The 13,210-nt window shown below is 69.2% G+C and carries 14 protein-coding genes and 1 pseudogene; 7 read left to right on the top strand and 8 right to left on the bottom strand.

Features of this window, described 5'->3' with window-relative positions; translation table 11 throughout:
• Positions 1-358 precede the first annotated feature (358 nt).
• Complete coding sequence (locus ACZ4Z4_RS35750; protein WP_468337093.1) at positions 359-1,714, top strand: wax ester/triacylglycerol synthase domain-containing protein; 1,356 nt, start codon at positions 359-361, stop codon at positions 1,712-1,714.
• A 421-nt stretch (positions 1,715-2,135) separates the two neighbouring features.
• Here the strand turns inward: ACZ4Z4_RS35750 and ACZ4Z4_RS35745 are convergent, their stop codons facing one another.
• On the bottom strand, positions 2,136-2,252 hold the full coding sequence (locus ACZ4Z4_RS35745) for a Tn3 family transposase (protein WP_468337090.1): 117 nt from the start codon (positions 2,250-2,252) through the stop codon (positions 2,136-2,138).
• A 554-nt stretch (positions 2,253-2,806) separates the two neighbouring features.
• Positions 2,807-3,295, bottom strand: a complete 489-nt coding sequence (locus ACZ4Z4_RS35740) for an MmyB family transcriptional regulator (RefSeq protein ID WP_468337087.1) — start codon at positions 3,293-3,295, stop codon at positions 2,807-2,809.
• Positions 3,296-3,405: 110 nt separating this feature from the next.
• Here ACZ4Z4_RS35740 and ACZ4Z4_RS35735 point away from each other — a divergent pair, with 110 nt between their 5' ends.
• Positions 3,406-4,056 (top strand): hypothetical protein, encoded by a 651-nt coding sequence (locus ACZ4Z4_RS35735; RefSeq protein WP_468337084.1) that lies wholly within the window; start codon positions 3,406-3,408, stop codon positions 4,054-4,056.
• Positions 4,057-4,421: 365 nt separating this feature from the next.
• Here ACZ4Z4_RS35735 and ACZ4Z4_RS35730 read toward each other — a convergent pair whose 3' ends face one another.
• On the bottom strand, positions 4,422-4,988 hold the full coding sequence (locus tag ACZ4Z4_RS35730; protein WP_468337081.1) for a rhodanese-like domain-containing protein: 567 nt from the start codon (positions 4,986-4,988) through the stop codon (positions 4,422-4,424).
• A 77-nt stretch (positions 4,989-5,065) separates the two neighbouring features.
• On the opposite strand from ACZ4Z4_RS35730, the gene ACZ4Z4_RS35725 reads away from it, so the two are divergent.
• On the top strand, positions 5,066-5,347 hold the full coding sequence (locus ACZ4Z4_RS35725) for a metal-sensitive transcriptional regulator (RefSeq protein ID WP_010358257.1): 282 nt from the start codon (positions 5,066-5,068) through the stop codon (positions 5,345-5,347).
• A 38-nt stretch (positions 5,348-5,385) separates the two neighbouring features.
• Here ACZ4Z4_RS35725 and ACZ4Z4_RS35720 read toward each other — a convergent pair whose 3' ends face one another.
• From ACZ4Z4_RS35720 to ACZ4Z4_RS35710, 3 genes are read right to left on the bottom strand one after another with little or no spacing between them, the layout of a single operon-like run.
• Positions 5,386-6,138: a sulfite exporter TauE/SafE family protein gene (locus ACZ4Z4_RS35720; RefSeq protein WP_468337078.1), complete on the bottom strand. Its 753-nt coding sequence runs from the start codon at positions 6,136-6,138 to the stop codon at positions 5,386-5,388.
• Positions 6,135-6,497 (bottom strand): rhodanese-like domain-containing protein, encoded by a 363-nt coding sequence (locus ACZ4Z4_RS35715; protein WP_468337075.1) that lies wholly within the window; start codon positions 6,495-6,497, stop codon positions 6,135-6,137. The genes ACZ4Z4_RS35720 and ACZ4Z4_RS35715 overlap by 4 nt, the downstream gene beginning before the upstream one ends.
• Before the next feature lie 39 nt (positions 6,498-6,536).
• Positions 6,537-7,913: an MBL fold metallo-hydrolase gene (locus ACZ4Z4_RS35710; protein WP_468337072.1), complete on the bottom strand. Its 1,377-nt coding sequence runs from the start codon at positions 7,911-7,913 to the stop codon at positions 6,537-6,539.
• A gap of 176 nt (positions 7,914-8,089) precedes the next feature.
• Here ACZ4Z4_RS35710 and ACZ4Z4_RS35705 point away from each other — a divergent pair.
• Positions 8,090-8,274 (top strand): annotated as a pseudogene (locus tag ACZ4Z4_RS35705) (DUF302 domain-containing protein); the annotation flags it as partial.
• 45 nt (positions 8,275-8,319) lie between these two features.
• Here ACZ4Z4_RS35705 and ACZ4Z4_RS35700 read toward each other — a convergent pair.
• On the bottom strand, positions 8,320-9,018 hold the full coding sequence (locus ACZ4Z4_RS35700) for a hemerythrin domain-containing protein (protein ID WP_468337069.1): 699 nt from the start codon (positions 9,016-9,018) through the stop codon (positions 8,320-8,322).
• A gap of 16 nt (positions 9,019-9,034) precedes the next feature.
• On the bottom strand, positions 9,035-9,322 hold the full coding sequence (locus tag ACZ4Z4_RS35695; protein WP_468337066.1) for a sigma factor: 288 nt from the start codon (positions 9,320-9,322) through the stop codon (positions 9,035-9,037).
• Positions 9,323-9,850: 528 nt separating this feature from the next.
• On the opposite strand from ACZ4Z4_RS35695, the gene ACZ4Z4_RS35690 reads away from it, so the two are divergent.
• The 3 genes from ACZ4Z4_RS35690 to ACZ4Z4_RS35680 all read left to right on the top strand — a co-directional run bounded on the left by ACZ4Z4_RS35690 (position 9,851) and on the right by ACZ4Z4_RS35680 (position 13,169).
• Entirely contained in the window at positions 9,851-11,050 is a 1,200-nt protein-coding gene (locus ACZ4Z4_RS35690; protein ID WP_468337063.1) for a hypothetical protein, read from the top strand.
• Between the two features lie 7 nt (positions 11,051-11,057).
• The gene (locus tag ACZ4Z4_RS35685) at positions 11,058-11,651 is read left to right on the top strand and encodes a hemerythrin domain-containing protein (RefSeq protein ID WP_468337061.1); all 594 of its coding nucleotides are present in this window, start codon (positions 11,058-11,060) and stop codon (positions 11,649-11,651) included.
• Between the two features lie 447 nt (positions 11,652-12,098).
• Positions 12,099-13,169 (top strand): cobalamin-independent methionine synthase II family protein, encoded by a 1,071-nt coding sequence (locus ACZ4Z4_RS35680; protein WP_468337059.1) that lies wholly within the window; start codon positions 12,099-12,101, stop codon positions 13,167-13,169.
• Positions 13,170-13,210: the final 41 nt, after the last annotated feature.

The following is a 13,210-nucleotide window of genomic DNA, read 5'->3' as shown; positions in this document are numbered from 1 at the left end:
GGCACAGCGGTGGTGGTCACCGCCCCGTGTCCGGCGTTCGGCGCGTGTGGGGTCGTCATCGGGTACGGCCCGGGCTTCGGCTTTGAGGCCGACTGTGCGGTGGAGATGGACTGTGGGCAGTGCCCGCGGCTGTGTGTAGGCAGTTGGAACCACGACTCCTTGGCCGCCAGGACGGTGGAGGTGAAGGTCCCGACGATCTGCTGCCTCCGCCGGTCGGCCCCGGGGCCGCCATCCGTCTCGCCGTCGAGATCGGCCTGGCGGCAAGAGCGTGGCCTGAACCTCGGGTCCGGGTCGTCCTCGATCGACCCCGTTCGTGCCCGATCCGACCCGAGTGGTCTTTATTCCAAGGATGCAAGTCATGCGAATGCACATTCTGGACGCGGCTTTGGCATTGCAGCAGGAGAACTCTGGCGTTCCATCCACCATCGGGTTGGTGGCTGTCTTTCCAGGTTCTGCGCCGACACCTGAGCAGTTGAACGATCGAGTGCAGCAGCGCCTCGGGCCGATTCCGCGACTGCGCCTACGGATGGAGACCGACGCCAGGGGGAGGCTGCGGCGACCGTACGTATGGCGTCTTGCGGATGAGCTGGACCTTGCCTGCCATGTGACGCACGATCACCTGCGAAGTGACCAGTCCTTGGAGGACTTGGCGGCCGATCTGATCGGCCAAAGTATGCCGCGCGTGGCCGGGGGGCCTTTGTGGGATCTTCATGTCGTGCATGACGCCACACCAGGGCACTTCGCGTTGGTACTCCGCACGCATCACGCTCTGCTGGACGGTTCCTCGATCTTCACCATTATGCGTCTGCTGGGTGACGAGAAAGCGGGCTCCGTGTCGCCCGTACCACGAGAGCTCGAAGCTGAACCGGCGGCCACAGGCGGCGTCCGAGAAATGGCACAGGCACTGCGAGGATTGAGGCATCGCGCGTACCAGTGCAGCGAGCCGGTGGCGGTCTCAGGGCGCACGGTGGTGTGGAGCACCATTCCTGCTGACGTCATGAACGCGGCCAGGAAGGCGCTCCCGGAAGGACGCACTTCGCCCAACAACGTCTTCCTTGCCGCCGTTACCTCGGCGGTACAAGCCTGCCCGGGCATCCTGGGAAGGGCACCGCGTCTGGACCGTGTATATGCGGGGCAACCGGTGGATCTGCGCGGCCCGAAGTATCGTCACGCACTCGGCAATTTCTTGTCAGCTGTGCGGGTGCGGTTGCCGCTGGAGACGATCGATCCGATGATGCGGCTGCGCGAGGTGGAACGCCAGATGGCTGACAACATGCGGCTGCGCGGAGCGCATGGCATGGCACGGTTCATGGATCACCTAGCCGGCCTCGGCGGGGTCGGGGCGCGGGCTCTGGCTCGTAAGTTGCGCCGCCCACTGGCCACCTTCTCCTGTAGCTTTCCCCGGTACGGCAACGGCACCGAGGAATTGATGTTCAATGGCCACAGCGCCGAGTCTCTCCTTGGTGTAACCAACCTCTCTGCGCGCATGGGTATCAGTGTGCTGCTTGTGCAGTACAGGAGGCAGTTTTCCCTGTGCCTCACCGTGGGTCATGCGCAAAGCGCCTCTGCCCGCCCATTTGTTGACGCTTTCATGGCTGAGGTGCGCGCGTTGGCCATGACTGGCTCACAGCGCTCGGCCGGCTCCGCGGCACAGCGGTCATGCGAGACAGAGCCACTCGCCGGCGGGATGCTGGCCAAGGATTCGCAGGTGTAGGCGATCGCCCAAAAGCGGTCAACTCTTTGCCCGGCGCGATGTCGCCGCCCAACTGGGTGTCTGCGCCGTCGGCTGTCTCCAGATCGTCGCCCGGACCGGTGGCCGACGGTGAGCACCGCATCGGCGGCGAGCACGTCGTTCACCGTGGCGACAATCCGAGCAGCAGTGAGCAGCCGTAATGGGGTGGCGTACGTGGGCGAGTCCGGGCACGGGTCCACATGCCCGCGCTCCGGGCAGAAGCCTACGGCCGTTGTGGGGCTCGGCAATTGCGGGGTCCCGGGCCCGGTCGGCTATCAGGTCGTACTGCTGGGCGCTCGCGTCCCACTTGATGGCCCGGCTCGTCAGCGAGCCTTCGAGCGCCAGCCGGCCGGGCAGGGTGTCGTCCAGGCGGCACAGGCGGATACTGCCAATGTTCAATGTTCTATAGCCTCCACAGCCGGCGGAAGTTCAGTAACTCGGCGAAGGCGAACCCGACCACGGGCGCGCCGTGCGTATCGACGTAGCTCGACTCGATCTCGGCGTCCGTACAGTGACGCAAAAAGCCCCTCGATCATCGCCACAACCTCGGCTGTGGACGATCGCGTAATTCCCCAGGCGGAAGTCGCACGAGAAGAACAAGTGCGGGACGGCCTCAAGGGCCGACGAACCAATCCTCTGAGAGGTGCTGCCTGCCCGCCCGCAGAGGTCAGCCGGTGCGGTGGTGAACGTACCGGCGCAGGAGTCCGGGAAGTCGCCGCGATTCCGCGTCCCGTTGCGCTCGCAGGGAGTTCAGCTCGTCCGCGTGCTCGACCACGGCCGCGTTCTGTAGCTCCGACTCGGCGGCGAAGTTGACGCCGAGAACGTTCGTCCGCAGTTTGCAGTCGACGTCGGCCTTGGCGACGGCCGTCTCCCCCCGGGCGGGGGTGGTGTTCTGGAGGTCCCATCGGGGGTCGTCGACCGCGGGGGCGGGATCGCGGTAAGGACGTCCAGCTCATCGTCGGCCGCAAGTTCCCCACGACGGTCCTCGCACGCGGCCAATACCACGTGCGCTGAACCGTCAGCCGCTCCACCCGCCCTCCGCCGGCTCGGCGCATGACCGCCCTGCCGGCGGAGTCACGCGGTCATGCGTTTCGGCGCGGCCTCAGGGTGGACGGCGTGATGGTCCACCGCCGTCGATGCAACAGACGGATCCAGTCCCCCTCCCCCGGCCCGCGCACGCGGAGCGCGCCGACGCGTACGTGTGGCTGGAGGCGCCTCGCGTCGTCCCCGCGTCCGCATGGCCGCAAGCCCTGCCCGGGCACCTGAGCGGTGACGCTCACCTCTGCGTGTCTTGGCGGCCGGCCAGCCGCGAAGCCCTGCCAGGTGTGGGAGTCGCGGGGCGCCATGTGGACCACGGTGGGTCTGCGCCGGTGCCGAGGCGATTTGCAGGGCCTGCCAGTCGAGGGTGAGTTCGCCGACGACCGGGTGCTTGAGGCGCTTGCGCCCGGAGATCACGCCCTGTACGTCCTGACGGTCCCACCAGCGGCGGAAGTCGGCGTCCACGCGCAGGCGCGCCACGAAGCTGCTCGCCACCTCTCCCCAGTCCGCTGACCCCGCCCGCACAACGCCTGCTCCCAGCCGGGTAGTTCGAGCCCCGCTCTGAGTGAGTACCGCTGTCCGCGTGAGTACGCGTACTCACGCGGTCGGCGGCCGGTTGATCAGAAACTGCTCCCATGAGACGACACCTTTCCTCGGCCAACGCGTTCGCCCGCCGCTCACGCCGCCCGTGGCTCGCCTGCGCGGCGACCGGCGTCGCCCTGCTGGCACTCGGCGCGTGCGGCACCGAGAACACTGCGACGAAGCACGACGGTGGAGAGCGGGCCGGGCGCACGGACACGGCCGGGAGCCGGTCCGAAGCGGCATTCCCGGCGATGCTGGAGAGGATCGCGCGGTCGTGCCCCCGGAGCGCACCGCCCAAGGCGCCGCCCGCCGAACCGGTGAAGCCGGCGTCGCCCGCCCCGGGGAAGACACCGTCGGACCGTCCCGTCGAACCCGTCACCCCCACGTCGGGGCCGGAAGTGGAGCTGAACGCCCGCGACTGGTGCGCGGCCGCCCGCCACGAGGAGCGCGTCACCCAGGCACTGTGGGATCTCGCCGACCCCACCCCCGCGAAGGTCAGGACGATCCTGAACGATCTCGGCTATATCGACGAGCGCATCCACGGTCTCAAGCGGACCGGGGCGACCACGCGGTTCGCCCTCGACCTGCGCGACAAGGGCGGACGACTCTGCGTCGAGGGCACCGCGGCCGCCAAGAAGACAATCGTCGAAGCATGCGTGGCCCCCGAGAGCGGCCCGTTCAAGTCCGCGGGGCAAAAGGCGTGAGAGAACGGTGAGTGGGGGGTGGTTCAAGACGCGGCCCGAACAGTTCGTCCTGGACCGCGCCATGGCGGCGAGCAGCTCGCCGCGCGGAACCACGCCGAGCCGCCGAGCCGGGCTCCTCCGCGTGCAGTCTCATGAGACATCGACTGATGTCTGGGTCCCCAGAAAGGATCAAGCATGGGAGGGGACTCATGTAAACGTGCTGGGCAGGCCCGATGTGCGCTGAGCTGCGCGCCCCGGCCGCTCCCGGCCTGCGCCGACGAGGACTCGGACGGAGCGGAGAGCTGACAGGAGCGGGTGCCGCGGACCGCGGCCCACAGCGCCTCCGCCGGCGCGACACCGAAGAAGGCCGCGCCGAGCCCAGGGGGTCAGCCGGTCAGGGTCGCGAGCGTGTCGTCCAGGTCGGCGGCCTTGGGCTGGTTGTGGGGGAGCTTGGCCAGGATCTTGGCCATGCCGCAGGTGTTGGTGAGGGCGGAGAAGACGAGGCCGCCCGCGACGCCGGCGGAGAGCCAGCGGGCCGCACTCCAGCGCTGTCCGGCGATCAGGCCGGTCAGGACCAGGGATCCGGCGGCGAGGCGGACCTGGCGGTCCATGGCCCAGGGGGTGCGGGTGCCGGCGGGGCGGTGGGTGTCGTGGCCGAGCTGTGTCCAGGCGGTGGTGCCGCCGGTGAGGGTTGCGGCGGTGATGCCCTGGTCGGCCAGGAGCCGACAGGCGGCCGCGGAGCGGGCGCCGGAGGCGCACACGATGAGGAGGTCGCCGCGGTCCGCGGCGGTCTTCAGGGCGGGCAGGGCGGCGTCGAGGTGGTCGAGGGGGATGTTGTGGGCGCCGGGCAGGTGGCCGGAGGCGTATTCGCCGGGCGTGCGCACGTCGATGACGGTCAGCTCGTGCAGGCGGGTCTTGGCCTGGTCGGCGGTGAGGGCGGTGGTGGGGGCCACGGGGATTTTCCTTTGCTCGGTTGGCGTTTCCCCCTTCGGTAGGATACCCAAGGGGGTATCTCGAAGGAGTGTGGGTTGTGGAACTGGCGATGGCGGCTGAGGAACTGAAGACGGTGGTCAACCGGCTGCGCCGGGCGCAGGGTCAGATTGCCGGTGTGATCAAGATGATCGAGGAGGGGCGGGACTGCGAGGACGTCGTCACCCAGCTCGCTGCGGCGTCCCGGGCTCTGGACAAGGCCGGTTTCGCGATCATCGCCACTGGTTTGCAGCACTGTCTGACCGATGCGGACATGGCCGCCTCCGGCGACCGGGAGCAGATGCGCACCCGGCTGGAGAAGCTGTTCCTGTCTCTGGCCTGAGCCATGGTGCCGCGGGGGGCGATCGTCCGCCTGACTCCTCAGGTGAGCGCGTCGACGAGCATGAAGGTGGCCACGGCCAGCAGCACGACGGCGAAGGTACGTTGCAGCAGGGTGCCGGTGACCTTGGCAGCCAGGCGTTTGCCGTCCCAGGCGCCGAGGATCGCCGCCCCGGTGAAGGGGCCGATGACCGCCCAGTTGACGCCGACGGTGGTGGCACCGCGCGTGGCCAGGGACGCCAGCGAGTTCGCCGAGATGACCAGCAGGCTGGTGCCGACGGCGGCCTGCATCTCGAAAGCCAGCACGGTCACCAGGGCCGGGACGGCCAGGAACCCACCGCCGACTCCGAGCAGTCCGGTCAGCGCGCCGAGCCCGGCGCCGGTTCCGGCGGCCTTGGCGGGCCTCGCCCCGCCGGTCGCCCGGCCGGTGGAGGTGCGGCCGGGGTGCAGCATCCTGACGGCGGCGAGTGCGGCGATGGCCGCGAACGCGGCGCTCAGTACCGGCTGAGGAAGGCGGGACGCGGCGGCTCCTGCCGCGGCCGCGGGCAGGAGTCCGGCCGCGGCGAACAGGGCGCCGGCTTTCCAGCGGACGTTGCCGGTGCGGGCGTGGGAGTACAGGGCGGTGAGCGAGGTGGCCGTGACGATGACCAGGCTGGCGGTGGCCGCGGCGGCCGGGGTGAAGCCGAGCAGGTAGATCAGCGCCGGGACGGCCAGGACGCTGCCGCCCCCGCCGAGCGCGCCGAGCGCGAGTCCGACCACCGCCCCCGCGATCAGGGCCAGGATCAGAGCACTCACGCTATGACGCCCTCGTCGCCGCTCGGGCCGATGACCGGCAGCCCCGCACGGGCCCAGGCGGTCATGCCGCCGGTGACGTCCGTGGCCTGAACGCCTGGTCCGGCCGGCAATGTGACGGCCCGTCGGGAGCGGTGACCGGAGCGGCAGATCGTGACTACCGGCCCGCCCTGCGCGGTCGTCGGAAGCGGCGCCCCTGCCGCAAGCCGGGAGAGGGGCAGGTGCAGGGCGTCGGGCGCGTGTCCGGCGTTCCACTCCGGGGTTTCGCGGACGTCCAGGAGGACGGCGGTGCCGTCGCTGGTCTGCTGGTGGGCACGTCGGGGGGTGAGGCGGCCGGGGCCGCGGCGGACAAGCGACAACATCAGATGATCACTTTCGTACGGGTGGCGCGGTAGGGCGTGTCAGTCGGTGCCGTCGGGGTGAGTGAGGGTCAGCCCTGCCTCGGTGGCAGCGTCGAAGCCGTCGTCGATGGCGACCACGTCGCGGCCGGCGGCGTCGAGCAGGGAGGCGGCGATCGCCGCGCGCATCCCGCCGGCGCAGTGCACCCACACCACCCCGTCCGGCACCTCGCCGATGCGGCCGTGCAGCTCGTGGACCGGGATGTGGACGGACCCGTCGATGCAGCCGCCCGCGCGTTCCGAGTCCCGGCGCACGTCCAGAACGATGACGTCGTCGCCGCGCCGACGGACATCGGCGAGGTCGGCGAAGCGGGCGCGGGGGAAGGACGCGAGCTGCTCGCCGTCGCGGATCCAGCCGGCCGGGTCGCCGGTGGCGGCGGCGGCCGGGCGGTCGATGCCCACCCGCGCCAGCTCCCGCTGTGCGGCGGCGATCTGCTCCGGAGTCCCGGCGAGCAGGGTGACGGGCTTGCCCCACGGGATCAGCCAGGCCAGGTAGGTGGCGAGCTTGCCCTCGCCTTCGAAGTTGAACGACCCGGCCACGTGCCCCTCGGCGAAGGCCACGCGGCTACGCAGGTCCACCACCCACTCCCCCGCGGCCAGCCGGGAGACGATCTCCTCGGCGTCCGCCCGCCTCGGCGGGGTGAGGTCGACCGGCGCGGGGCCCTCGGCGTTGGCCGGGCCCATGTGCGCGTAGTAGGCGGGCACGTCGTCCAGCCCGGCGAGCATCCGGGCGACGAAGGTGTCCACGTCCAGGGTCAGCGCCTCATTGGTCTCGCGCTCCTTGCCGATCGTGGTCGCGTCCCCCTCGGCCTGGGAGGAGGAGCAGAAGCTGCCGAACCCGTGGGTGGGCAGCACCGGAACCTCGTCGTCCAGCTCGTCGGCCAGCCGGTGGGCGGAGGCGTGCTGGGCGCGGGCCAGCTGATCGGTCAGCCGCGGCTCGACCAGATCGGGGCGGCCCACGGTGCCGATGAGCAGGGATCCGCCGGTGAAGGCCGCCACACCGCGCCCGCCCTCGGTCAGGGCGTAGGAGGTGTGGTGCGGGGTGTGCCCGGGAGTGGCGATGGCGCGCAGCACCAGGCCCTCGTCCACCGTCACCGTGTCGCCGTCGGCGACCGGGGTGCGGTCGTACGACACGTTCGCCCCGGCCGGCACCAGGTACCGGGCGCCGGTGATGCGCGCCAGCTCCAGACCGCCGCTGACGTAGTCGTTGTGCACATGCGTCTCGGCCACGAGAGCGATACGCACCCCACGTCGGGCCGCTGCGGCAATGACTTGGTCGATGTCCCGCGGCGGGTCTATGACCACCGCCGCACTGGGCCCGCCGGCCAGGTAGCTGCGGTTTCCCAGGCCGGCGAATTCAAGGGTGTCGACGAAGAACACGGCTCATGACTCCTTTCGGGCGATGTACCCCGGGGGGTATCTGACACTCAGCCTAACAGGAATACCCGGGGGGGTATTCCGGAGGCCGGAACAGCCCTCAAGGCTTCGCCTGACGCCCGGCAGGTACCCGGTGGCGTAGAGGGGGACCAGTCGTTCCGCACTATCCGGCACTGTCCGTGTCCTACGACCGCACCGTCCGCCTCGACGCCGACTTCGACACCGCCGTCACCGCCGTACGCGAGGCTCTGGCCGATCAGGGCTCGGCGTCCTCACCGAGATCGACGTCAAGGCCACGCTCAAGGCCAAGCTCGGCCACGACATGGAGGACTATCTGATCCTCGGCGCCTGCATCCCGCCGCTCGGCCCTCCAGCGGGTCTTGTCCCAAGCGGGTCGGGCGCGTGATCGTCATCGCCGTTTGCGTCGCACGATTGCAGCGGTCGCGGCGCCGAAGAGGAGCACACCGGTCGCTGTGAGGACCCTGGCCTTGCTCACAGCCGTGGAAGTGCTCGGGCCGAGTGCGTCGCGAAGCCGGTCATAGCAGCTCAGGGGCGCCCCGAGGAGCGCATTGCCGGGCGGCCGCCGAGGCACGGCGGGGTGCGGATGCGTGGGAGCACTCTGCCGTACGGCTTCCCAGGCGGCGCCGAGCCGGCGCAACTGACGGGTGTTCATGGAACTCCGGAGCCGGGGCAGAAGTTCGTCTTCCTCGTCCCGGATGTCCTGCCGTATCAGGGAGAAGAGTCGTCGTATCTTCTCCTCCCGCTCGGGATCGCCGGGGCCGAGTCGCTCGATGTCGGTGGTGAGATCGTTGATCTGCTGGTGCTCGCCCTCGACCAAGGCGGTCAGCGCTTCCGCGCTGTCGACGCAGCGCCGCGCAGCAGGCCACAACACGGTTTCCTCTGCGAACGCGTGGCTGAAGACGAGCTGGATGAGCTGCTTCAACGTGCACTCACGTTGCGTTCCCTCCGGCAGTGACCGATGCCGTGCCATCAGCCGGTCCATCTCGGCGTGGTCCCGGCGTTGCCGTGCCAGGACGCTCGCTTCGCCACCCAGTTCCTCGACGGTGTGATGGCTGATGCTCGTACCGGCATTCGTATGCATGGACATGCCGACCACCACCTCCTCAGTCTTCTCCGTGAGCCGTCTGGCCTTCCTCTTCCGCGTCGTCGCCTTCTGCTTGCGAGGGGGTGGGCAACTCCTGGACCCGGCGGGGCACGTGGACGCTCCAGGCGTGATCGCGAAAGTACCGCTTGACCTCTCCGACGATCGTGGGCATCGCGTACGAGACAAACGGTCCCTGCGCCGGGTCGTAGCGGTCGATGGCCTTGACTGGGCCGAGGGGCGCCACCTGCTCCAGATCCTCCAGCGGCTCACCGCGGTCCCGGAACCTGCCCGCGAGCCGATGGGCCATCGGGAGCCAGGCTTCCACCAAGTCTCGACCAGCCGTTGTCGCTCCGGACCCACCGACATCGCAGCCAGGCGCTCGGAAGCGGCGCTTGTGTGAGGGGTATCCGCCTCTCGGCGCACGTGTGCTGTCCTGCTCGGCATGGGGCCTCCCCTCGAACTGCTGGTGTCCGGCAGCACGGGACCACGACGGAACACACCGCGGGTGACCCCGCTAAGCCGCTCCCGTGAATGTGCCTGACTGCCCAAGCACGTCGAAACGCCGACTGTCCCGGATCGGTGCGGCCAAACGGGTAGGTCCGAGGGAAGGGTGTGGAAGCCATAGTGCGGCCCAAGCACCTTCCGCGCATTTCGGGAGGGGGCCGCCCGGGGGAGAGCCCATGAGCGCCCGGCGCGCCGTGTCCGTTTCCCGGTCGGCGGTCAGCAGTGGCCGAAAGTCTTCGGTTGCGTACAGACTCGTGAGCGGGCCTGTGCTCACCGCCGGTGACTGGGTACCTGGGGCCCTACACACTGCCCTGTTGCAGGAGGCATTTCCATGACGTTCAATCCGCTCGAACAACGAGGCATCCCCCTCGACCGCCAGCTCCGCAGCTGGCGGGAGCTCAACGTGGCGCCCATCGACCCGGATCACTGCGACCCGTACACCCGCTGCCGCATCATCGCGATGAATGGCATCGAGGTCGAGGCGATCATGTTCAGCCACCTGCTGGCCCGCAACACCGTCGACCCCGACGTCAAACGGCAGCTCGCCACCACCCGCTACATCGAGGCGCAGCAGCAGAAGGTCGTCAACTGGCTGCTGCCGGGTGTCTCCTCGGTGCTGGAGACGACCATCGCGTACGAGCAGGTGGCGGTGGACCTGACGGCCTGGGTCGCGCGGATGGAGCCGGACCCGTACCTGAAGCAGGCGTACCAGTTCGGCGTCCTGGAGGACTTCGACCATCTGTACCGGTACGCCAACCTGTACGAGATGATCGAGCACCGCAAGGCCGAGTCGATCGTCGACGGCCTGACCGAGGTCATGCCGGGCCGGCCCACCCGGTTCCACCACCGCGACCCGGTCGACAACGTCCGCGACCCCTACGACAAGGCCGCCACGAACCCGCTGTCCAAGCTGCACGCCCTGACGATCATGTCGGCGGAGCAGCAGACGATGAACTTCTACATGAACACCGGCCCCACCTACATGGAGCCGATCGCCCGGCAGCTGTACCAGGAGATCGGGCTCATCGAGGAGGAGCACGTCACCCACTACGAGTCGCTCGTCGACCCGGGGGAGACGTGGTGGGAGCAGCTGGTCAACCACGAGTACAACGAGTGCTACCTGTACTACTCGTTCATGGAGCAGGAGAGCGACCCCAGGGTCAAGGCGATCTGGGAGTTGCATCTGAACATGGAGCTGGAGCACCTGCACATCGCCTGCGACCTGATGCGCCGCCACGACGGCCGTGAGCCTCAGGAAGTGCTCGCGCCGGAGCTGCCGAACGTGCTCACCTTCGAGCCGAACAAGGCTTACCTGCGTGAGCTGCTCGACACCCAGATGGACCTGACCACGCTCGGTGCCGGATACGTCCGTGAGGCGCACGAGCGGTTCGAGGCGATGCAGGAGCGCATCCATGGCGGCGAGGCCCCGCCGAGCGACCGCGTGATGGTCGAACACGGCGAGATGTTCGGCCGCGAGTACCGGCTACAGACCGAGGGCGAGCACCCCGACCCGTCCCAACGTGAAAAGTGAGGCGGATATGTCCACACTCCACACCCCCCAGGCCGGTGACGACGGGGTCAAGGACATGGATGTGGTTTCCCTGCTGATGCGTCAGCACGGTGACATCCGCAACCTCTTCGACGAGGTTGAGCGGACCACGGCCGAGGAGCGAAGGGACGCCTTCCGCCGTTTGGTGCGGCTGCTGGCCGTACACGAGACCGCGGAGGAGGAGGTCGTCCACCCCTTCGCCCGGCGCGCGCTGCCCGGCGGCGAGCAGGTGATCAAGGACCGCCTGGCCGAGGAACGTGCGGCCAAGGAGACACTCGCCGCCCTGGACGACCTGGACACCGACGACCCGAAGTTCATGCCGCAGCTCCTGAAGTTGCGCAAGGACGTCCAGGAACACGCACGCGCGGAGGAACGCTACGAGTTCTCCCACATCCGGCGCAGCACCGACTCCGCCAACCTGGCGGCCATGGCCAAGGCCGTGAAGGCCGCCGAGGCCATGGCGCCCACCCGGCCGCACCCGGGGGTGGAGTCCGGCGCGGCCAACGTGGCCCTCGGCCCGGTGGCCGCCCTCATGGATCGCACCAAGGACGCCGTCCGCAAGGCCATGGGCAAGGACAGCTGACAGCGCATCGCCATGGCGGCCCGGCACCCTCAAGACGGGGGCCGGGCCGTCGGCTACGCATGGCGCACCGCCTTCCGCGGCTCACACCACAACGCACGCGCGCTGCGGGCCGCACCGAATGAGGGGTGAAGGCGTCGTGCCGAGTTACCGCGGCATGATGAAACGATCACTACAGCAGGGCCTTGTCGCGGGTGCTGCCGGAGGACTCATGATGACGTTGGGCGAGAAGATCGAACAGACGCTCACCCGACGCCCGGATTCCATCACTATGTGAACCACTGCGTCGGCAACGGCTGACGAGCCGCCGCACCCGCACGGAACCGTCGGAGCTCTCCTTCAGGGAAGAGCTTCAAGAGCATCACTCTCGCAACAGGCCTTAGTCCCCCGTCCGGGGGGACAGCAACCGCCCGCCTTCCCACGGCAGTCACCGCGGCGTACGTTCTCCTCATGAGCATCCCCACAGAGCCCATCGGCAGCATCCCCCGACCGCCCGCCCTGCTGGACGCCCTCGCTCAACACGCCCAAGGCCAGCTCTCCGACGCCGACTTGGCGAAGCTCCAGGCACAAGCCGCCGCTGACACGTTGGCGCATCTCGAGCGCATCGGCTGTCCTGTCCTCGTCGACGGCGAGCAGTCCAAGCCGAGCTTCGCCACCTACCCGCTCAGCGGCCTGGACGCGCTCGCGCCCGACGGCGCGGTCATTCCCTTCGCCGACGGGCACACCCGGCAACTGCCCCGCCTGACAGCCGGCCCCTTCCGCTACCAGAGTCGCGCCGACACTTACCTGCGCGAGGCCCAACGCCACACCGACAAGCCCGTCAAGCAGGCCGTCATCGCACCCTCCGCTCTCAGCCTGCTGTACCCGCCCGAGCCCCTTGCGGGCTACTCGCGCGAGGCGTTCCTGGCCGACCTGGTCAACGAGGCCGAGGCCGACATCCGAGGGTGCCTCGAGGCGGGCGCGCACGTCGTGCAACTGGACTTCACCGAGGGCCGGTTGTCGCTGAAGCTGGATCCCAGCGGTGGCCTCCTCACCAGTTTCGTCGACCTCAACAACCAGGTCCTGGACCGCTTCACCGACGCCGAACGGGCCCGAATCGGCATCCACACCTGCCCCGGCGGAGACCACGACTCCACCCACAGCCTCGACGTCGACTACACCTCGCTGCTACCCCACCTCTTCCGAATCCGGGCCGGCAACTTCTACCTCCAGCTCGCCAGCGAGCCCGACCCCGAGCGCGTACTCGACGTCGTCGCCTCCCACCTCCGGCCTGACCTGCGGGTGTTCATCGGCGTGACCGACCCCATCGATCCACGCGTCGAGACCCCCGAAGAGGTATGCGCCCGCATCCTGCTCGCGGCGCAACGCATTCCGGTCGCACAGCTGGGCACGTGCGACGACTGCGGCTTCTCCCCCTTCGCCGACGACACCTCCACCTCACGCGACATCGCCTTCGCCAAGATCGACGCCCGAATCCGTGGCACCGCCCTCGCCGCGCAAGTTCTTGGAAGGCTTCCCTGAGGGGTTCGGCCTGGTTGAGGAAGACCCCTGAGCCCTCTATT

The organism is Streptomyces sp. NPDC030245 (genome assembly GCF_055572995.1).
The sequence above is the reverse complement of the archived record's forward strand: the minus strand, read 5'-3'. Positions and strand labels throughout refer to the sequence as shown.

Excerpts from the sequence above, each read along its gene's own strand:
- ACZ4Z4_RS35750 (WP_468337093.1), top strand. The coding sequence starts at position 359 with ATGCGAATGCACATTCTGGACGCGGCTTTGGCATTGCAGCAGGAGAAC.
- ACZ4Z4_RS35735 (WP_468337084.1), top strand. The coding sequence starts at position 3,406 with ATGAGACGACACCTTTCCTCGGCCAACGCGTTCGCCCGCCGCTCACGC.
- ACZ4Z4_RS35715 (WP_468337075.1), bottom strand. The coding sequence starts at position 6,497 with ATGTTGTCGCTTGTCCGCCGCGGCCCCGGCCGCCTCACCCCCCGACGT.
- ACZ4Z4_RS35700 (WP_468337069.1), bottom strand. The coding sequence starts at position 9,018 with ATGTCCATGCATACGAATGCCGGTACGAGCATCAGCCATCACACCGTC.
- ACZ4Z4_RS35695 (WP_468337066.1), bottom strand. The coding sequence starts at position 9,322 with ATGGCCCATCGGCTCGCGGGCAGGTTCCGGGACCGCGGTGAGCCGCTG.
- ACZ4Z4_RS35690 (WP_468337063.1), top strand. The coding sequence starts at position 9,851 with ATGACGTTCAATCCGCTCGAACAACGAGGCATCCCCCTCGACCGCCAG.
- ACZ4Z4_RS35685 (WP_468337061.1), top strand. The coding sequence starts at position 11,058 with ATGTCCACACTCCACACCCCCCAGGCCGGTGACGACGGGGTCAAGGAC.
- ACZ4Z4_RS35680 (WP_468337059.1), top strand. The coding sequence starts at position 12,099 with ATGAGCATCCCCACAGAGCCCATCGGCAGCATCCCCCGACCGCCCGCC.